The 19,667-nt window shown below is 55.1% G+C and carries 21 protein-coding genes and 1 tRNA gene; 6 read left to right on the forward strand and 16 right to left on the reverse strand.

The genetic code is table 11. The annotated features are described in order from the left end of the window. Positions 1–2: 2 nt before the first annotated feature. The 5 genes from LEPIL_RS14050 to mnmH all read right to left on the reverse strand — a co-directional run bounded on the left by LEPIL_RS14050 (position 3) and on the right by mnmH (position 5,753). Entirely contained in the window at positions 3–992 is a 990-nt protein-coding gene (locus tag LEPIL_RS14050; protein WP_002773367.1) for a hypothetical protein, read from the reverse strand. Further along, a complete protein-coding gene (locus LEPIL_RS14055) occupies positions 982–1,752 on the reverse strand; it encodes a hypothetical protein (RefSeq protein ID WP_002773368.1) in 771 nt (256 codons plus the stop codon). Before LEPIL_RS14055 ends, LEPIL_RS14050 begins: the two co-directional genes overlap by 11 nt. Continuing rightward, positions 1,749–3,116, reverse strand: a complete 1,368-nt coding sequence (locus LEPIL_RS14060; protein ID WP_002773369.1) for an MbnH family di-heme enzyme — start codon at positions 3,114–3,116, stop codon at positions 1,749–1,751. Before LEPIL_RS14060 ends, LEPIL_RS14055 begins: the two co-directional genes overlap by 4 nt. 4 nt (positions 3,117–3,120) lie before the next feature. After that, positions 3,121–4,023, reverse strand: coding sequence for an MbnP family copper-binding protein (locus LEPIL_RS22265; RefSeq protein WP_002773370.1), 903 nt, complete (start codon positions 4,021–4,023; stop codon positions 3,121–3,123). A 587-nt stretch (positions 4,024–4,610) separates the two neighbouring features. After that, positions 4,611–5,753, reverse strand: coding sequence for a tRNA 2-selenouridine(34) synthase MnmH (gene mnmH / locus LEPIL_RS14075; protein ID WP_002773371.1), 1,143 nt, complete (start codon positions 5,751–5,753; stop codon positions 4,611–4,613). 24 nt (positions 5,754–5,777) lie between these two features. Between mnmH and selD the strand changes: the two genes are divergently transcribed. Next, on the forward strand, positions 5,778–6,848 hold the full coding sequence (selD, locus tag LEPIL_RS14080) for a selenide, water dikinase SelD (RefSeq protein WP_002773372.1): 1,071 nt from the start codon (positions 5,778–5,780) through the stop codon (positions 6,846–6,848). A gap of 113 nt (positions 6,849–6,961) precedes the next feature. After that, on the forward strand, positions 6,962–7,522 hold the full coding sequence (locus tag LEPIL_RS14085; RefSeq protein ID WP_002773373.1) for a DinB family protein: 561 nt from the start codon (positions 6,962–6,964) through the stop codon (positions 7,520–7,522). Here LEPIL_RS14085 and LEPIL_RS14090 read toward each other — a convergent pair. From LEPIL_RS14090 to LEPIL_RS14125, 8 genes are all read right to left on the reverse strand, one after another. Continuing rightward, a complete protein-coding gene (locus LEPIL_RS14090) occupies positions 7,486–8,721 on the reverse strand; it encodes an acyltransferase family protein (RefSeq protein WP_002773376.1) in 1,236 nt (411 codons plus the stop codon). The genes LEPIL_RS14085 and LEPIL_RS14090 overlap by 37 nt on opposite strands. Positions 8,722–8,741: 20 nt before the next feature. Then, a complete protein-coding gene (locus tag LEPIL_RS14095) occupies positions 8,742–10,217 on the reverse strand; it encodes an LruC domain-containing protein (protein WP_002773378.1) in 1,476 nt (491 codons plus the stop codon). 127 nt (positions 10,218–10,344) lie between these two features. Beyond that, on the reverse strand, positions 10,345–10,833 hold the full coding sequence (locus tag LEPIL_RS14100; RefSeq protein ID WP_002773380.1) for a phosphoribosyltransferase: 489 nt from the start codon (positions 10,831–10,833) through the stop codon (positions 10,345–10,347). Next, positions 10,830–11,891 (reverse strand): dihydroorotase, encoded by a 1,062-nt coding sequence (gene pyrC / locus LEPIL_RS14105; RefSeq protein WP_002773382.1) that lies wholly within the window; start codon positions 11,889–11,891, stop codon positions 10,830–10,832. The genes LEPIL_RS14100 and pyrC overlap by 4 nt, the downstream gene beginning before the upstream one ends. Before the next feature lie 87 nt (positions 11,892–11,978). Beyond that, complete coding sequence (locus LEPIL_RS14110) at positions 11,979–13,154, reverse strand: ATP-binding protein (protein WP_040920377.1); 1,176 nt, start codon at positions 13,152–13,154, stop codon at positions 11,979–11,981. Between the two features lie 172 nt (positions 13,155–13,326). Continuing rightward, complete coding sequence (locus LEPIL_RS14115) at positions 13,327–13,989, reverse strand: ferredoxin--NADP reductase (protein WP_002773387.1); 663 nt, start codon at positions 13,987–13,989, stop codon at positions 13,327–13,329. A gap of 12 nt (positions 13,990–14,001) precedes the next feature. Continuing rightward, positions 14,002–14,901, reverse strand: a complete 900-nt coding sequence (locus LEPIL_RS22270; protein WP_002773388.1) for a class I SAM-dependent methyltransferase — start codon at positions 14,899–14,901, stop codon at positions 14,002–14,004. Continuing rightward, positions 14,882–15,598, reverse strand: coding sequence for an endonuclease III domain-containing protein (locus LEPIL_RS14125; RefSeq protein WP_002773389.1), 717 nt, complete (start codon positions 15,596–15,598; stop codon positions 14,882–14,884). The genes LEPIL_RS22270 and LEPIL_RS14125 overlap by 20 nt, the downstream gene beginning before the upstream one ends. Positions 15,599–15,678: 80 nt before the next feature. Here LEPIL_RS14125 and LEPIL_RS14130 point away from each other — a divergent pair, with 80 nt between their 5' ends. The 4 genes from LEPIL_RS14130 (at position 15,679) to LEPIL_RS14145 (ending at position 17,676) form a co-directional block, all read left to right on the forward strand. Further along, positions 15,679–15,861, forward strand: a complete 183-nt coding sequence (locus tag LEPIL_RS14130) for a hypothetical protein (protein WP_143464689.1) — start codon at positions 15,679–15,681, stop codon at positions 15,859–15,861. Continuing rightward, on the forward strand, positions 15,845–16,210 hold the full coding sequence (locus LEPIL_RS14135; protein ID WP_002773391.1) for an STAS domain-containing protein: 366 nt from the start codon (positions 15,845–15,847) through the stop codon (positions 16,208–16,210). The genes LEPIL_RS14130 and LEPIL_RS14135 overlap by 17 nt, the downstream gene beginning before the upstream one ends. 76 nt (positions 16,211–16,286) lie before the next feature. Next, positions 16,287–16,850: a J domain-containing protein gene (locus LEPIL_RS14140; RefSeq protein ID WP_002773392.1), complete on the forward strand. Its 564-nt coding sequence runs from the start codon at positions 16,287–16,289 to the stop codon at positions 16,848–16,850. 4 nt (positions 16,851–16,854) lie between these two features. Beyond that, positions 16,855–17,676 (forward strand): class I SAM-dependent methyltransferase, encoded by an 822-nt coding sequence (locus LEPIL_RS14145; protein ID WP_002773393.1) that lies wholly within the window; start codon positions 16,855–16,857, stop codon positions 17,674–17,676. A gap of 34 nt (positions 17,677–17,710) precedes the next feature. Here LEPIL_RS14145 and hisD read toward each other — a convergent pair whose 3' ends face one another. From hisD to rpsT, 3 genes are all read right to left on the reverse strand, one after another. Continuing rightward, a complete protein-coding gene (gene hisD / locus LEPIL_RS14150; protein ID WP_002773394.1) occupies positions 17,711–19,036 on the reverse strand; it encodes a histidinol dehydrogenase in 1,326 nt (441 codons plus the stop codon). A 45-nt stretch (positions 19,037–19,081) separates the two neighbouring features. After that, positions 19,082–19,154, reverse strand: a tRNA-Val gene (locus LEPIL_RS14155). Between the two features lie 15 nt (positions 19,155–19,169). Further along, entirely contained in the window at positions 19,170–19,448 is a 279-nt protein-coding gene (gene rpsT, locus LEPIL_RS14160) for a 30S ribosomal protein S20 (RefSeq protein WP_002773395.1), read from the reverse strand. Between the last annotated feature and the right edge of the window lie 219 nt (positions 19,449–19,667).

Below are 19,667 nucleotides of genomic sequence, written 5' to 3' on the forward strand. Positions count from 1 at the left end.
CGCTAAAAAGCGATCGCTACCGCCAGATCCCATGACTCTCGATACAGTAAGAATCTATCGGGATCTGGCGGAAGCCGCTTTAAGACGGCGACGTGATAGTACTGATCCAGCGGCCCCGCTGTCGGCGGTTTATACAGAGGTCGAGCCCAGCCAAGGCTGATCGTAAATCGATCATAGCGATGGATCAAGCCGAGCCCGGCTTCTCTAAAGACGGAACGCACTTCGTTTTTCGTCTCTTTGAGAACAAGCGATTCTTCATAGGGAGTACGGTACAAGAAGCTCGCGAAAAAGACTGTCGACTCCATACTCCAGCCCAGTCGAAGGTAACCCCGCCCCGCTTTCTTCAGTTCGTGGGACGCCGTCGTCGGCATCTCTACATACGAGTCACAACCGGGAATCTGCACACAGAGATAACCGTTCCAGGTGGTTTTTTCCAGATCGGGCAATAATCCTGCCTGATACAGGGCGGGCGATATCTCAGGATCGGGTAGCTTCGATGAAGGAAAGATACCCTCGATCTCAATCATACCGTAAAGCCCTTTCCCTCTCGTCGAGAGGGTCAACGCAGGTCGCAGTTCGGACCAGTTCTCGCGCACGTATATGTCGGAATCATTCCCCATTGGAAAAAGACCGCGCAGGTGGGCGTCAACGGACAATGCTTCGCTTCTCCACAGGGTTCCTCGAATGCCGAGTCCGGCCCGCCCATACCGTGCCGCGTCCTCACGATCCTTTTGAATGTGATAAACGTATGGAACTGAAAGCGTGAACCCAAGACGATCTTCAAAGATCGATATACCGGCAAAACCGCTTAACGCAAGCGTATTACGATTCTCAGGCTCCGCCTTGCGATACGTGGAAAAAAATCCGTACGCCGACCCCGTATAAAAGCCCGACGTACCTGCGGGCAGAGGGGCGCTGACTCCATGATGCGCGAAGATCGTATTTCCCGTGACAAGCAGTGAGGCGATGAACAGAAGCCGCTTAAAACTCATAGCATTCATGCTCTCTGATAAAGGCTGCCTCTTTCCATCGCGCATCTATCGTCGCGCCGGGATCCGCTTGTTGAACGCCCGAAAACAACGTAGAAAGATCTATGATCACCGCCGGCTCGATCCTTTCTCCGTCACGACCGGAGCTATGGCATTCCGGTACGACTGCTGGATCGGAATATGCACTCGTCTCGAAGGAAAAGGGTGAACCGTTTACGCTCCCTGTCAGGCTCAGATGCTTCAAATGAAAACGAAGCTGCTTCACCGATCCAGGCGGAAGGCTAAGAAAAATATTCGACTGATAGTAAGGACGCCCCCCTGAGTCGATGCCCGCCGTCGTCGATGCCGGAGTCACTGCCAGAAGACGGCGCACGACATAGCGGTACATGGAACCGTCGGCAGCCGGCTCCCCACCATGCGCATGCAGAGGCGAACCAAAAGATGCTGCGATGTCGGATGATAGAGAATCCCAGAAACGCCCGCCGAGAATACCTCCGAACGGAAGCGGATCGACAGTCAGTTCCACCTCTTCGACCTCCAGCGAAATGTCGTTAACCTGCACAACGGCTCCGCTTACCGGAGCCGTCAGGCTGAGAGGATCGGCATTCGCCTCAGCGTCATAGAGACGCAATTGAAGATCGGCGGAAAGGCTTTGCTGTGCGACAAGCCAATCAACAAGTGAAGCCTCTACCTTTCTCCGGTCGGCCTCAGTTCCGACAGTGCAGGCCGTCAGCAGTACGCCGCAAAGTAGAAGCCATCTCATGGCCCGAACCTCGAATCAGCCGGTAGAGGATTGGAATGCGCCGGATCGGTCAGAAACGAATCATCGGTTAACGACATCAGGAACTCCACAAGGTCCTGCGCATCCTGCTGCGTGATAACCCCTGCCCGCGGAAAATTGGCCGTGTCAACCTGTGAATGAACCGTACGAGAGGTTCCCGTAGCATTCCCATCGGCGGTGCGGTCCGGATAGTGTTGCGCTCCAGAACGATAGTGCTCGACGATCATCATCAGCATGAAGCGCGCTCTGGCGTCGTCATCAGCTCCGCAAGACGTGACATCAACCGCCGCATTGAACTCACTCCAGACCTCTGAAGCATTACGAGGCGGCGTACAATCAACGCTGCCGTCATGCAAATACGGAAAGGTAACGCCGACATTGCGCAGCGACGGCGCTCGAAATCGCCCCTCATCCGTCGATTCACCCGTAAGATCCAGTAATCCGCGCTCTCCCGGCTGGTTCAGCGAGTTAGCAAAATCATTCTCGCTGTAAAAGCCGTTGTTATGAAAGGCCGACTCCACCTGCGTCGATCCGGAATGAAAGGTCGTGTCGGTAAAGTTGAAGCCGCCATGACAGTGGAAGCATTCTCCCTTTTCGTTGTTGAAGACCTCAAGCCCGCGCTTTTGCGCCGCCGTCAGAGCAGCGCTGTCTCCGCGCGTGAATCTATCATACGGAGAATCAAACGACATGAGCGTCCTCTGAAAGGCGGCGAGCGCCATTCGAATATTCTGCTCCGTATAGGGGTCGGGCTCGCCCGGGAAGGCCGCTTGAAATCTTTCGTTGTACAGGCTATGCGAGGCAAACCTGTCGTGGATCTCGCTCTGAGGGAATCCCAGCTCGACGATCGTTCCATGATCGGGGGCAAACTCAAGAAACAACGGTGCCGCCGCCTGAAGCTCAAGGTTATCCACAGCGCTGTTTGCCCAGTTCAAGAATGTCAGGTACGCCACATTAGATAGATGCTGGGCGTTTCGTTTATGGAGCTGTCCGGTGCTACCCACAGCTCGACTTTTACGATCAGTGAAGGCGAATTCCTGCCTGTGGCAGCTGGCACAGGATTGTGTTCCGTTGCCCGAAAGCTGTTTATCGTAAAAAAGCATCCGGCCCAGCGCCACCTTTTCCGCTGTCTGGCAGTTCGACGCCGGTACGGCAGGTGTGGGAATACCGGCCGGCAAAGACCAGCTATAGGCAGCGCAGGACGATGCAGACGAGGTCGGCGATACCAACGCAAGGGTCGAAAGATCATCGCTTCCCGACTTCGCACATGACAGGAAGAACGCCATCGATACGGAGAGCCCTGCCCGGAGTAAAAACTCCGGGCAGACTTGTTTGCGATTTACGTTCATACGATCACCGCAGCTCGAAGACCGAAGTGGCCTCGCCCGTATCAATGCCGGCGCCGATGGCGGCCGCCGCAGTCGTAATCTTCAGATTATTCAGCATCGGCTGACAATCGGCGTCCGCAGCCGCAGGCATGCACGATTTATTGACGGCAAGAGCCGTATTGAACCCCGCAAGAAGCTCATCGAGCCTGAGAACGACACGGGCGCCCGTCGGTGTAAAGCCGCTTTTCGTTAACCGGATCGTCTTGCGAAACGGCTGCGCGCAGCTGACGGGGTTTGATACGCCCATACAACTCTGCGATCCGAGATGAAAGAGGGTGTTATTCGTATTGTTCTCATGTCTATATTCGAAGCGCGCGAACTTATAGCCCGACGTCCAGGACCAGTACATACCGCCGACGTTAAAAGGCGACTCGGCCGTATTCTGAATACGATTCAGATCATCCGTTAACCCCAGCACGAACTGGATGCCTGTATAACTCCCGGGAGTGTATTGAAATTGAATCGACGTATTCGTATCGGTCGTCGTCGTACCGCCCGTGCAGGTGCCGCTTTTGTCTTCAAAATCAAGAAGCGCCGCTCCCCGGCTCTGCCACTTTCCATCTGCGGTCATGATCACCGGAACGGTCGTGCCATCGTCCTTGACGAGACGAACATCTGAGATATAAAACCGCAGATCGAGCGGTTGAAGCGAAACCGTTGACGATACGGCGAATGTGCCACTGCAGCTGAAGACTGTATCGTTAAAATCACGAGCTTCAAACGAAACAACAGCTGAATTTAAAGAAGACGACGGTGCCGAAAGAGTGGCAAGAGCAGCCATGGCCGCCGCATCGTCGCTTTCTTCCTGTTGAAAAGGACAGCCGACGGTGACGGCCATCGCAAGCAATGCAATAGTACGAAAATTCATAGGGGTATTCCTGTTTCCTTTTTATGTGTTCTGGCGGCCGCATTACGCAGTGACGCCATGTAACGACGACTGTGCCGCAGAAGCGCACAGGCCGGAACCTCAAGAAGCGGGAACTCAGAAACGGTTCACATCCCGAGCTCAGGCTCGGGAAACAGGAGGGGCTCGACTCGCATATGCCCTGAGAGTCGCAGTTGTGCAGGCAAGAAGATGAACTATATCAAAACGATCGACGGTCTCATTCAGAGGCCATTTTGCGATCTCCAGCGGAGCGAAGAAAATATCATCTCGCTTAAATGCAATCGATGACGAATGCTTCTGTGTCGATTGCTGAAGAGCGGATGAATTCCCCCATGCAGAAGTGCCGGAACAGATGGCCGATTCACGGTCATAGTCGGCGTAAGAGCCAGATAGAGCCGATGCAGTCTGCGCAAAAGTAGCAGCCAGCAATAACGTTGCCGTAACTCGAAGCCATTTTACCTTCACGCGAGGCATAGAAACAACCGATCTAAAGAAGTAAAACCTGTCAAATGGAAAATATCACTCCACTACGGAAATAAGAATCGAAAGGCTGTATTTTGAACGGATCTTCAGTGACGGCTTCTTTCCCTTGCAAAACGAAGCATCCGGTCCTGCAGAAGATCAAAGGAGGCCTCTTTAATAACGGCCGTATAACCTCCGACCTTCTCGGGAGCGGCCTTACGATAGTAGCGATCATAGTGTTCGTTCAGCAGCAGAAGAGCGGCGTGAGTACGATCCTGTCGCTCAACGGACGATAGAATCTCCTGAAATACGGCGCCTGATAACATCGACTTCATACGGGTGAGTCGCTCGATGAGAACGGAATCGGATTCAGCGTATTCAGCGGCAAGACGGACGGCCCTTTCCTGAACAGGCAACTCCGCCCATATCTTTTCTCCGTTGCACATTTTCTCGTAAAGAAGGCCTGGCAACGCCAGACGGCCGATCTTTCGACTTTCCCCTTCGACAAAGACGACGCCCGGTCTGCCGCTCTGCAATAGCCCCTGTTTATAAAGATCGTTCCAGAGCAGGCTTTCAAAGCCCTTCTGAGACGGCTGAGACTGAAAATCACCGCCGAGCAACGACCCCTTGTGGTTCGCATAACGCTCCAGATCAAGGACACTGAACCCATGCTCACGCAATACATGCAGCAACTCCGATTTGCCGCTTCCGGAAGGGCCGTGTATGGTTATGAACGTCAGATGCTCAAGCGAATCACGGGAATTCTCAGAAGCCGGACTATCGGGGTCCGTTCCATAAAGCGTTCCATTCACGAGTCGCCTGTAAGATCGGTATCCGCCTTCGATCAAAAAGCATCTGTAGCCGATCAGATCCATGACGACGAAAAGCGAGGAGGAGCGCATGCCTCCGCGCCAGCAGTACAGGATGAATTCGCGCTGCGGCTTGTGATAGAGCCTCTCACCGGACTGCGCCATATCCTCTCTTACGATCTCTTCGATACGGGGCAATATGCCGGCAATATTCGCTGAAACGAGGGCCGCTCCGTGATGTCGCGCCTCGAAGGAATTGGCGCGATACATCGTCCCGACCATCGCACGCTGCTCGTCGCTTAAAACGGGAAGGTTCACGGCGCCTGGAATATGATCCTCGGCGAACTCTGAGGGCGAGCGGACGTCGATCAACGTCTGCCGCTCGGGCTGGAATTCGTTCAGAACGTCATCGATCTTTTTTATCTTGTAAGAGGGCTGCATCTGCTTTTTCTGTTTTCCTGAAGTATGGAAGGAACTCAAGCAAAACCCGTCAGGCTGATGGATCTCTCTCATGGGTCGGGCTGCGGTTGTAAGATCGGCCCCGACGACCTGCACGGCATCCTCGGCCGAATCGGACATACGATCAGCGATGAGCGTGTGCTCGTGGGTAACGATACGGGCGACGATGCCGCCGTCGTACGCGTGCGAGACGATCTTGCCATCGTTCAGACTACGGATTTCTTTACGCCGATCATGAATGATCCGTATCGCTTCGGCCAGGTGGCCGCCGCCAATGCGCTCTCTGACGTTTATGCAATGGCCGGCACGCCGCTTTCCGCCCTTTCTCTTGTCGCCTTTCCCGTCGATACGCTCGACCGTTCCATTCTGGCCGACATCCTGCGCGGCGGTATCGACAAGGCAAAAGAGGCCGGTATCGAAATCGTCGGAGGCCATTCCATAGACGATGCCGAGCCGAAGTTCGGGCTGGCCGTTACGGGAACCATTCATCCCGATCATATTGTGCGCAACCGAGGCGCCCGCTCAGGCGACGTTCTTATACTCACAAAGCCGCTCGGCGTCGGCATGCTGACAACGGGAATCAAACGTTCCTTGATCAGCCATGACCTTGAAGACATCGCCTTCCAGACGATGGCAAAGCTGAACGACGGAGCGGCGCGAGCGATGCAGAGGCATCAGGGCTTCGTACATGCGGCAACCGATATTACGGGCTTTGGTCTGTGCGGGCATCTTTATGGCATGTTGAAAGAAAGCGATCTGAACGCAGAGATCCGATTCTCGGCCCTTCCTCTTCTTCCTGGCCTTGACGATCTCATTGCAAAGAAATGCTGGCCCGGCGGTACAGGTCGCAACTTTCGCTATGTGGAATCTATTCTTAAAATATCCGTTCCCGACGAACTCACCGAGAAGGCCCGGCTCATCTGCTGTGATCCACAGACCTCGGGCGGCGTGCTCATGGCCGTCGATCCAGCTAAGGCGGATGCCGTTATCGCAACTCTTAACGAAGAGAAGACGCTCTGCGCCGCCAGCATCGGTCGTATCAGTGAAGGCGGTCCGGCCATCCGCATTATAGAGTAGCGCCGGCGTCTCTATGCGGAGTCGGGCGCGAATCGCAACTGGAGCGAATCGTATCATTGCCCGACAACCCCGAAAACGGATGACAGATTCTGACACCGATGTCAGCCTGCCGCATGCAACGCGACGAACTCATTGCGGCGACCAGAGCCTATCAAACAAAACTTGGCTCCATCTTTGAAAAGATGCCGCTCCAGGTCTATGCTGCGAAACCCATAAAAGGATGGAGCCCCGCCCAGAACCTGAACCATATCCTGAAAGTAAACCGGCTCATCTCAATGCTTTTCGGTCCGTTGCGCTTCGGATCAGCGCTTGCCGCATTTCGACACATTCCAGAGCGATCGATCGAAGGCCTGAAAGAACAGTATCTCGAAAGCCTGCGTCGCGGATTCACGGCCGGCGCCTTCTCGCCCTCCCGTCTGCAAAAGGTCTCAGAAGAAGACAGACGCGAAGCTCTTGCCCGGCTTGCCGAAACGACCGCTCTCTTCTGCGAGCGAATCAGTCGCTGGAGCGAAGAAGATCTCGATCGGGTAAAGTTTCCACATCCGGCCGTCGGACCGGTGACGGCAAGAGAGATGGCGCATTTCACCCTCTTTCATGCGCAGCATCACATGGGCGTCGTCGCCTCACGACATCCCGATCAGGTTCCGTTAGCCGAACTGGCACGTCTCATCTGAAAAGGACGCTCTATCGCAAGATAGAGCATCGTAGATCCGGCCGCTGCAACGACAAGAGCGTACAGCCAGCCCAGGAAGACGTGCGTGATTTCGCTATCGGGGTTAACTCCGATCTGCCGCAGGCCCACCGTCAGGAAGATCGGATGCCACAGATACAGCGTATAGCTGATGCGCGCGATAAAACGCAGAGCGGTCGAAGACAGAAGTCGACCGAACAGCGACGACTTCGATGACCTAACTGCGAGAAAAAGAAGCATCGCAAACCCCGCGGCAAAGAACGCGTATCGAAACGTACGATAGAAGAATCCGTCGATTTCACAGAGATGACCGATAAGCAAGAGAGCCGCTGCAACAATAGAAAGGCCGCCCTTTAAAAGCCGCGACGAATCTACCTGAATCAGCTCAGCGACGATCATGCCGGCAAAGATCCCATCCAGACGGGTATGCGTATAAAAGTAGATCATGCCATCGTCGTGCCAGTAGAGGCGCAAAAGCGTCGGAATCATAAACAGGACGACGAGCAACGCCAGACGTGCTCTGCTCTGCAAGCGTTGAAAAGCGAGCACAAGCAACGGCAGAAGTAGATAGAAGTGCACCTCTACGGAAAGTGACCAGCCCGGCTCAAGAAGGCGATCGGCGGAGTAATTCGAAACAAAAAGCAGATCGGTCCACGCAGAAGAAAGAGACGTCGTTAGCCGGTAGGCCATCTCATGCTGGCCGGCCCTCTCCAGCGAACCGATCAGGTTATACACATAAATGGCCGCCCCGATTAGGGCGAAAATGTAGGCAGGCAATATACGGCGGGCTCTCTTACGTGCGTAGGCCAGTAAAGCATGCCGATTCATCGGTTTCGCCACAAGGTGGCTGTAGACCAGAAAGCCGCTTAAAACAAAGAAGAGATCGACGCCCGAGGTCAGGTTGCGCGCAAATCGATCCAGAGACGCGAACGGAACGCCAAGATACGGGCCGGCAGGCACATACAGATGCAGCAAAAGGACGGCCAGGATGGCAAGAGCGCGCAGACCATTCAGCGCCTCGATCTCGCCATCGTTACGGGCAAAAAGATCAACGACGACAGACCTCAGGGCAGATCGCGCTTTCAGAAAGATGTTCGGAATCGATTCGACAGAATCAGAAGATGCAGATCGGGAAATATTACAAGAAAAAAAATCCCGGGCCTCGCGGCCCGGTAAACGCAACCCTAAACAGTGGAGTCAATTTACGCCTCGAATTCAGACCGTCCTTTGAGGAAGAGCAGGACGATCAGGCCGGTCAGCATCACCGAAACAAAGGCCCACAGCAGGGACTGATGTGACAGTCCGTACTGTAGAACATAGGCGGCGATGGGGCTCCGGCTGAAATAACGATAAAGATTGTCAGATGATTCCGGTGTCGTTTGCAGATACCAGTCGCGGTTCGTAGCTCCGCGCGATTCATACCAGGATTTAAACTGCGGATAACCGGACTCGATATGCTTCTTCTCAAGCGGCCAGTTCCACTCCGCCGGCATTTTCAGAGCCCAGGGGAATCCGTTCGCGTCGATATAAGGATCGGTCGCTCCGGCGACCATTCCGGGAAAGTGGATCTGCTTCTGCGTATTGAGAACATAGATAAAAAGATCGTAGGGAGCGGCCGAAAGCGTAGGAGCCGGCTCTTCAAAGATAACCTCAACCTCGGCAGTATATCCCTTCACATACTGCGAGCCTTCGGACACGTTACACATGCCCGGGCACAAGACGCTTGAATCGAACAGAGCTGCACTGCCCATAGCAGGATTCGCAAAGTAATCGATGCTTTTCGGGAAAACAGGCAATGCCTCGAAAGACGAAAGGCTGCGCGTCAGATCTGCCACGACCTGCCCGGCGCCGTCGCGCACGACGATATGGGCGACTCCATGCCCCGGCAGATTCAAGAAAAGATTATGCTTATAACCGGCGCCGCGTGCAAGCACGCGATACTCGCCGCGAAGACGTACGACCTGTCCTTTTGCATCTCTGTCCTCTTCGTTCTTCACCTGAACGACGAAGTCGTTGAAGTCGGCGTCTCCTGCCGTCGGGTACAGATCCTCAAAGGCGACGACAGAAACGCCGCCGGCCGGATAAATCAATCTCGACGAACGCGTCGCATCTTGCGGATAGTAGTCAAGTCCATCGGGAACTCCGTCTGCGTCGGCATCGGCGATCTGTGTAGCGTCGGTGGGCTGAGTGAATTCAATGTCGCGGTCGATGCCGATCAGATTGTCGGTAGAGATGGGCTGCGTTGCCACCGTTTCGCCGACCTGCACGACCAGTTCCAGCTCGTCTGACGTGGTCGGAATCGTAAGCTGCCCGCTTACATTTCCGTTCTCATCGGTAACGCCCTGAAAAACCGAGATACCTCCCTGATCGGGATCGGTAATGTTTACGATCGCTCCGTCAACCGGACCGTTCGGATCGGTAATCGTCACGTCAACGGTGATCTCCTGCGTCGTTTGAAAATTGAAGTCGGTTTCGCCCGTCTGATCGGCGATTTCGGCATTGGCGCTCTGATCTTCAGACGCAGGCGTAGAGCCGTCGCCGATGGGCAGGCTCGTTCCCGAACCGCCTTCGGCCAGAGGCAGAAAGAGAAACGGCTTCTTCTTTTTGGAGCACGATGCAAGAAGTATGATGGCGGCTAAGAGTGCAATGGCAACGGGCCATTTTCGATCGAATCTCATTCCCTATGTCCTCGTTTCAGAGGACGGCAGCCACGACGAAAATCCGACTTTTTTCTCGTTCCGGCGACGTTTCCGGTAACGAAAAAGCGTGAAAGTGCTCTCTGACTGACCCGGAAAACAAGAGCCCTCAAAAATCCGTCGACTCATCCTCCCAGGGGAAGCGCACCCAGACCGATTCATCGACCTCACGGGCAAAGAGCGTCTGCTCGAAAGGCAGGGATCGCTGGATGTGACGATACAGAAAAGCCCCGTCAAAGCTCGATTCCGAGTACAGCTCCTGGATCTTTGCCATCGTTCGCCCCGTGGCGAGAATATCGTCGCAGATCAGGTAGCGCGCTCCGGACTTCAGGGCGGGCTTGAAATAGACGACGAATTCGCTCGATTCAAAGCCCTGATACGATGTGAGATGAATATACTCGACGGGCAGGCCCAATCTACGGGAGAGAAAATCCGACAGATAAAAGCCGCCGCGCAGAGGGCAGAGGATGGCCTCATATCGCGCCTTCAGCGGTTCAAGCCTGTGATACAGACCGATCGCCATATCGCGAAACGCCGCATGAGAAAGCGTGAGTTCCCGCGTTATCGGAGCGCTTTGCAATGCGATCATTTCGGTCATCGGTCTTCCTCCAGGCGGAAAGAAACGGAACGCCCTGCACGAAACGGAATTAACTCATCTCCGCCCATGTCATAGCTATCGGGCACCGTCCACGGCGTGCGAACAAGGCGAACCTTTTCCTGCCCTAACTCAAGCCCGTAAAACCGAGCGCCGTATTCGCTTAAAAAGGCCTCAAGACGATCCAGCATGCCTTCTTCGTCGAAGATCTCTGCATAGAGTTCGACGGCTGCATGCGCCGTATAGATGCCCGCCGACCCACACGCCGATTCCTTTTTATGGCGGGCATGCGGCGCGCTATCCGTGCCGGCAAAAAAACATGGCTTGCCCGAGAAGGCGGCGGCACGCACGGCCTGACGATCCTCTTCGGTTTTCACGACGGGCAGACAGAAGTGATGCGGCTGCAGGCCGCCCTGAAAGATATCGTTTCGCGTAAGCAACATGTGATGCACGGTGATGGTCGCCGCCGTATGTCGCTCATGGATCTCGACAAAGCGCACGCCTTCTTTCGAAGAGACATGTTCGAGCACCATCGGCAGCTCGGGAAAGCGCTCACGAAGCGGATGAAGCTGTCGTTCGACAAAAACACGCTCGCGATCGAAGACGTCGACCTGCATATCGGTCACCTCTCCGTGAATCAAGAGAGGCATGCGATGCTTCTGCATCGCCTCGAACACATCATAAAAAGGGGCAAGGTCGGCGACTCCAGATTCGGAATTCGTCGTCGCTCCGGCCGGATAAAGCTTCACGGCCTTAATATAATCGGTCTTCACGGCCTCTTCGATCACCGAAGGCGTTATCCGATCGGTTAAATAAAGCGGCGTGATCGGATGAAAACGATTGCGATACTCCGATGGAAGGGCATCGAGAATGCGAGTTCTATAATCGCGGGCGGCCTCGATCGAATCTACGGGCGGACGTAGATTGGGCATGGCGATGACTCTGCCGAACTGCCGTGCCGCCTGCGGTACCGTCAGCTTCAACGCCGCTCCGTCGCGCAGATGAATATGCCAGTCGTCGGGTTTACGGATCAGAAGATCGGCCATGCGCCAGACGAACATGCCCGGCTTCAGAGGAAAGTGGAAATTGGAGGGCTCGGTGTGGAACAATGGCTTACGCTGATCGCAGGCCGACAGGTATGATTTAATTCACGAAAAAGCGGCCTCACGCATTTCAAGTAGCATCCGGGATAGCTCGGTAAGGGAAATGGCTTCTATCTCTCTTGAAAGCGGATAGCGCTCATCCCCTGAATAAACGACGAACTGCCGGTCCGGCTTCAGATCGTCACAGGCGGAGTAGAACCCCTTTTCGGGTCGGGGTTTCAGACCGTGTTTGATTTCGATGGCCCAGAGTTTTCCATCGGGCAATACAAGCAAAAGGTCAATTTCCGCGCCTCCGGCTGTGCGATAGAAGAAAGGTTGCACGTCGGCAGGGGCATGAGCGAGCAGATTCTCGATCACAAAGCCCTCCCAGCTCGCCCCGAGAACGGGATGGGAGAGCAGCGTATCGTGATCGGGAATGGCAAGCAGGCTATGTAGCACGCCGCTATCACGAATATAGATGCGAGGTGAGCGTACCAATCTCTTCCCTGCATTCGTATGATATGCGGGAAGACGCCGTACAAGGAAGAGGTCAACAAGCAGGTCCAGATACGAGGCGACGGTCTTTCCGTCTACGCCCAGATTGCGGGCCAGATGGGCGGCATTATGCAGTTCTCCCTGAAGATGGGCAAGCATCGTCCAGAAACGGCGCAACATGGTACCAGAGATCCGGGATCCGAACTGAGGAATTTCGCGTTCCAGATAAGTCCGAATAAAATCCCGGCGCCACATGTCGCTCAGGGCGTCCGTTCTTGAGAGAAAGCTCTCCGGGAATCCACCCCGTACCCAGAGACTCATGCGCTCTTCAGAGCGAATTTCAAGGATGGTAAACGGAGTCAGCTCGAGGTAGCTTACGCGACCGGCCAGGGACTCGCCGGATTGTCTCAGTAGATCCAGGGAGGCTGATCCGAGTAAAAGGTACAGGTTGGTACGCTTCCCCTCACGACGCGCTTGATCGATGAGGCCGCGCAAAACGGGGAACAGTCCGGGCTGGCGATGGACCTCATCCAGAATAACAGGCCGCTGAAGGCGGGTTGATAGATAAAGCTCGGCCTCCTCGAGCCGGGACCGGTCCTGCTCTGATTCGAGATCCAGATACAGGGCGTCACCGGAAAGCTGCAATGCCAGCGTTGTTTTACCCACCTGTCTCGGTCCGAGCAGAACAACGGCCGGCAGGTTGGCCAGCCGATATTCCAGCTCTTTCTTTAGCAATCGCCCAATCATCCTTGCAATTATGGAGGCAAGATCCATAATTGCAAGGATATTTCCCTTTAACGGCTCATCCTCGGCTGCCTGCATCTATTCTTCCAACGTGCCGGAAGGTGCTCAGCGATTGGGGGTGCGCAGCAGGTGGGTTACTTTATTGTCCCTGCCGCTTTCTTCAGCAATCGCCCAATCATCCGAAATTCGATCGAAAGCGCTCCGGCCTGAGCCCCAGGGCAAGCGTCGTCTTCTGCAGAGACTCGCCGAAGTCGCGCGAGCCCACCCAGAATACCGTCGCGTCTGACAGGTCGGGAGCGGCCTGCTGCAATCGCTGCACGGCATTCTGCATCAGGCCCTCACGATCATAGCATCCGACAAAGCGGAGGCCCTGCTTCTGCCAGGCCTCAATCTCGTCGCGATAAGGCAGATCTGCCTCGGTGAAGGCTCCGTGCCAGAGTTCGAGTTCGAGGTCGGGGTTCTGGTCGGGCGAAGACAATACCGAGCGAATCAGCGAACGAAACGGGCCAAGCCCTGATCCCATAGAAAAAAGCAGCATCGGTCCCGTAACGTCGCCCGTTTGAAACCCCGCCCCCTCAACAGAAAGCAGCTCAACGGTATAACCCGGCTGCGCATGGCAGAGAGCAGAAGCTGCGCCGTCGTCTTTCAAAAGAAAGCTGACCGGCTCGCCCGGAAGGGACGAGAAGGCATAATAGGCTTTCTTCTCTTTATCGGTCACGCTATCGACCACAATCGCATATTGACCGGGATGCTTGAATTCGGGAACGATCTCGGCCATCTGAACGTGATAGAGATGCTCGGTTTGCCGGGATACGGATCTTACGGTCAATGATCTCACAGATGCCTCACTTCAGCGATTGCGCGTTTTCTTAGCGGTTTTTTTCGCGGATTTCTTTGCGGACGCAGTCGCAGGCGACACAACGCCTTTTCGCGCTGCCGTCACCGTTCCGCGCGCCCCTGTTTTCTCCTTTAAAGGAATATGCGCAGGACGCTGTGGCCCTCCATAAAACGGGGTCTCGAGAAAATTCTCTTCACCTTCAAGGCAGGCTAAGAACGATCCTTGCTGATCGGAACGCCGGAACTGCGCGAAAAGCCCCCAGGCCATCGAAGGGAAAAGACGCGCAAGCGGACGGCTGATGGCAGGCGGAAAAGGATAAAAGTTCGAGCCGCGGCGAGCGACGAACGAAAAGAATCCGCCCGCTTCGGTAAACCGCTTCAGGTCGGATAACGTGAAAGAGCGAACATGCGCGCTGAGGCTCTGCTGCGCCGTCGGATGCAATCCCACAAGAAGCAGCAGACGGTTATGCAGGCTGGCAAGGTTAGGCACACCGATGATCAGACATCCGCCTGGTTTCAGGATGCGAGCGTACTCGGACATAATCCAGAAGATCTCTTTCGTATGTTCGAGCACCTGATTGGTGACGATGACATCGACGGAGGCGTCGGCGAAAGGAAGGCTGTCGCGCTCGATATCAAGATCGAAGGTTTCAATGCCAAGAGCCCGACACTCTTTAACAAAAGGCTCGTAGCCTTCGACGCCCGTCAGCCGCAGAGCGGACGCCTCTCCGCCCAGCTCTTCAAAGCGCCGTCGGATGCCGACAAGATCGTCGCCGTGTCCGCAGCCCGTATCAAAAACGACGCCGCCGCCGTTTTCGAGAAGATAGCGCGCCCCCCAGTCGGCGATGATTTCACGACCGTAGTTCAGGAACTCCGTTCCCTCTTTCATTTTCTTAAACAGAGCGCGTATCATACCTGCACGATCGAAAGCGAAGTCCCGACGTCAATCCCTTCGCCGGTTTTGCCCGCCCGAGGACGCATTCAGCGCATTGGGGGTCTCTTTTTCGACAGAGCGTGTTCCCGTGCCGCACGATCAGCGCGTGGAATTCGTTCAGATGGGCGGTCAGATCGGCCTCCGTGAAACGACGTCGGAACTCCGACTCGACGGCAAGGCGAAAGGGCTCGTATTTCAGGGGAATACCGAGCTGCAATCGCTCGGCCAGACGAAAACTGTAGGCATCGACGACAAAAAAGGGCAGATTCAGGGCATAGCAGAGGATTGAATCGGCCGTCTCAGGACCGATGCCTTTCTGCTCCAGAAGCTGTCGACGCAGTTCCTCCGAAGAAGCAGAGGCACGCAGCGTATCGACCGAGAAATCAAAGCGCTCAAACCAGCGCAGAAAGCCCTGCAGCCGCGCCGCTTTCTGGTTGAAATATCCGGAGGAGCGGATGAGCTGAGCCAGATCCTCCTGAGAGAGTCTCAGGATCTGCTCCGCCTGTAATTCGGTGGCCGCTCTCAGGGATGTCAGGGCCTTTTCGACGTTCTTCCAGCTTGTGTTCTGGGTCAGAATGGCTCCGACGATGACCTCGAAGGGGCTCTCGGCCGGCCACCAGCGCGAAGGCCCGAGCTGGTGCAGCAGACGTTCGTAGACGGGCAGAAAAACGGGCACGACCCGTTCTTTTCGCTGCGCTCTTTTTTGAAAGGATTTCGCAGGCCTGCCTGCCGATAATAGGGAATGCTATGGACCGGATGAGCGAGAAATGGCACCGATTGCTTGAAGCCCGTGAGCATCTGATTCAGGTCTGCGACGAGATCGATCAGAATCTTAACAAAAATAGACTTGTTCGCAGGCACTGGAACGAAAAAACGTCGGAGTGGATGGAGCGCTTCAAGAAGACTCCGCCACAGGAAAACTATGAGCGCGCCCCGTGAACATCGAACTGATCGCGTGCATATTCTGCTCGAGGGCGGACTGTGGCGTATTCAGCCGTTAACGCGACTGGACCTCACGTTTTCTGATGAGTTCCTGAAAGACGCTTCGCGTATGCTTTCTCAGGAGCCGACCGACGCCATCTGCGATCTTTCGCTTGTGCCGTATATGTCCTCTTCGGGCGTAAAGGCTCTGCTCAACATCCAGCAATTCCTCAAGGCGCACCGATTCCAGCTCGTACTCTGTAACCTGACGCCTGAAGTGCAGAAGCTGGTCGAGCTGTCTGAACTCGTCAACGTTTTCACAATCGTGAAAGATCGCGACGCCGCCCTGAAACGACTGGGCATCTGACACTGCCGACTTCCCGGCGCGGGCGTCCTGAAAAAGAGTTAAGCAACATCACTTTCTGCCGATTTCATGTATACGCATGGATCGCCAGGCTCTGCGCACCTTCGGATTTGATTCGCTGCCCGATGCAGATCGTCTGCAGCGACGTTACCGTGAGCTTCTGTTCGCGCATCATCCCGATCATAGCGCTTCAACCGAGGCGGGCCGACAGACGGCCGAGATCGTCAGGGCCTACCGACTGCTCCGCAAACAGCTTCGAGATCGCACTGGCGCAGTGCTGCCCGATGAGCAGATCTATCAGCTGATTGAATCCGATCAGCATCGTATCGCCCTTCCCTTGAATAGCGTTATCGGCTTTGTTCGCACCGACGAAACCGAGATTCAAAGCCTCTTTCTGTCTGCCATCGCCCGCTACAGAGAAGAATCTTACATCATCTACACGCTTCGCGGAGGCAACGTATCGGCGGCGCGATGCAGCGGCTGGCTGCTGCTTCTGAACGGGCAGCGACGGAGCGGCCTGCTCTTCTCACAGAAACCAGAACGCATTCAGTTTTCGTCTCTTGGCGAGGGCATGCTTATGGGCGGCCACGACGGATCGACCTTCGTTCTCGCTGGACAGCAGTACCGGATTCCCCGACTGTGAGATAATGGGCCTCTATTGCTCGCATACGGGAAAGCCTCTGAAGAAACGCCGGCGCACCGGTGAGGCCTTTGCGTGGTCCGACGAGGGTCTGCTCTATTCTCTGAATGCCTATCCCCTCTCGTATGAAGAGGATTATTTTCTCGCAGACTATGAACGCACCTATGGACGCAGCTACGAAGAAGACGAAGCCAACCTGCGCCTGCTTGCCCGGCGAAGACTGCATCATTTAAAACCGCTGACGAACGAACGACCCGGTAGCCTGCTCGAAATCGGATGCGCTGCGGGTTTCTTTCTTGATGAGGCCCGAACATCGGGCTTTGACGTTACCGGTATTGAAATCTCAGCATGGGGATGCAACCTTGCGCGAAAGAAAGGGCTTCGCGTCCTGCATTCCTCGTTCATCGAACCGACGCTCGAAGGCGAAGCTCTTTTGCAGAAAGAACGCTTCGACGTTGTCGCCGCCTTCTATGTGATCGAACATTTTGCAGATCAGAGAAGGGTCTTTGAAACGATCTCTTCTCTCTTAAAACCGGGGGGCTTTTTCCTCTGCGCCCTGCCCTCCATTCACGGTCCACTTTTCGACTATGACTTCAAGAAATGGGAGCAGACGCATCCGGCCGATCACTACGTCGATTACAGCCCCGTTTCCATAAAACAGATACTTCCTCTGTATAACCTGCGGGCGTTACGATTCTTTCCGGCCTCGTATCATCCGGAACGCAGCGGCGGATTTCTCAGGCGATTGCCGACATCGGTGTACAGAATGTACGCCGATAGAGCGGCCTACGGTGATACGCTGGAATTTGTAGCACAGAAGTTTGCATGAGGCTCCGACCAGAGCTCGAACTGGAACGCAGGCATCAGCCCTGAGAAGGGCTTCTATCTTTTTCGCCTTCGAAACGCACCTCAACCGAATGCCCGTGCTCCTGATCAAGGCCTTCGACCTTGCTCATGATGCGGATCGGCTCAAGGGCCTTGCGCAGACTCTCACGCGTCGGATACTGATATGTGATCCGCTTCATGAAGGTATCGACGCCGACACCCGAGAACATGCGGGCCGCTCCGCCTGTTGGAAGTATGTGGTTTGTGCCGCTGAAGTAATCGCCAAGAGCTACCGGAGCATAGTGGCCGAGAAAAACGCTGCCGGCTGCGGTGATCTTCTCCAGATCGCGCTCGGGCTTTTCGGTAGCGATCTCAAGATGCTCGGGACCATAGTCATTCGAGAAGGCAATGGCCTCGTCAAGCGTCTCGAAGACGACGGCGTAGGAATGCTCGCGAATACTCGTCTCTTTCATCGAACGTCGTTCGGGTCGTTCATCAAGGCCTTTTGCGATCTCTTCAGAGACACGTTCGGCCAGCACCAGGCTGTCGGTTAACAGGATGCACGGACTATCTTCGCCATGTTCAGCCTGTGAGAGCAGGTCAGCGGCGACGAAGGCTGGCCTGGCCGTGTTATCGGCGATGACGATGACCTCGGAAGGACCGGCCGGCTGATCGATGCGTACACGGCCCGTCGATGCAAGTAGGTTCTTCGCAGCCGTCACATAACGATTGCCCGGACCGATAATGAGCTCGGCCGGAGGCGTGAGTAGACCATGATAGGCGGCAGCGACGCCATGGGCTCCGCCGGCCTTGAGAACCGCATTCGCACCGGCAAGGCGGGCGCAATAGAGCACCGCTGGATGGATCTTACCGTCACGACCGGGCGGCGTTAAGAGCGTAATATGAGATACGCCGGCAATGCGAGCCGGCACGACGCCCATGAGAACGGACGATGGATAGAAGGCCTTTCCGCCCGGAACATATACGGCAACTCTCTCGACTGGCCTGTACATATAGCCGAGCGTCGAAGTACAGACCGTAGTCTTCTGATCTTCGAGCATCTTACGCTGAAAGGCGTGAAAGCTCTTGATATTCTGGTAGGCAGTTTGAAATGCCTGCTTGATCTCGCTTGAAAGGGCAAGCTCAGCCTCTTCAAACTCTTCAGGAGTTACAAGGAACGGGTCAGGCGCCACTCCATCAAGACGCTCCGAGATACGTTTCAGAGCGACCAATCCCTCAGCGGCAATCTCGTCGAGAATCGCCTGCACGATGGCAAGGGCTTCACGGTCTTCAGATGAGCTTCGCTGAAGAAGACGCGCACGCAGCTGCGGCGTCAGTTCAGAGCTTGAGTAGATCTTAAGCATTGCATTCTCCGCTGATCGACAGGGAGCAAAGGAAGAAAGGAGATATGGGCGATGACAGGATCGAACTGCCGACATCCTGCTTGTAAGGCAGGCGCTCTCCCAGCTGAGCTAATCGCCCTTTTTATTATTCCAATCAGGCCGATTGGCCGTTTGCAGCTTTGTTCAGGAAAAGGGCCATACGGCTCTTTTTACGGTCTGCCTGACGATGATGGATCAGATTCCGCTTTCCTGCTCGGTCCAGATACGTAGTATAGGAACGAAAGGTCTCGCGTGCCTCTTCCAGTTTATTCTCGGCAACGAGTTTAAGGATTTTCTTCTGCAGAGTACGAAGACGCGTCTTCTGAGGGCGATTCAGCTCCCGACGTCGCTCGATTCTTCGAGAATCCTTCTTTGATGACTTAATATTCGCCACAACAGACTCCTGTGAAGGGTACAGAAATTCAAAGCAACGATTCGTGTCAACGCCGATTCTGTCTGCAAATACAGAATACGGCATTTTTTGCCACGCAGACCGAACCAGAAGCGCCCCACCACTCCGGACCGGATCAGATTTTTGTTTGACGCTACGGGCGCCTCTGCGCTTATTGCAAATACCCCCTACCCCTATACGGTAGTTTCGGGAATCCACAGG

The sequence above is a fragment of the Leptonema illini DSM 21528 genome (assembly GCF_000243335.1).
Classification (GTDB): domain Bacteria; phylum Spirochaetota; class Leptospiria; order Leptospirales; family Leptonemataceae; genus Leptonema; species Leptonema illini.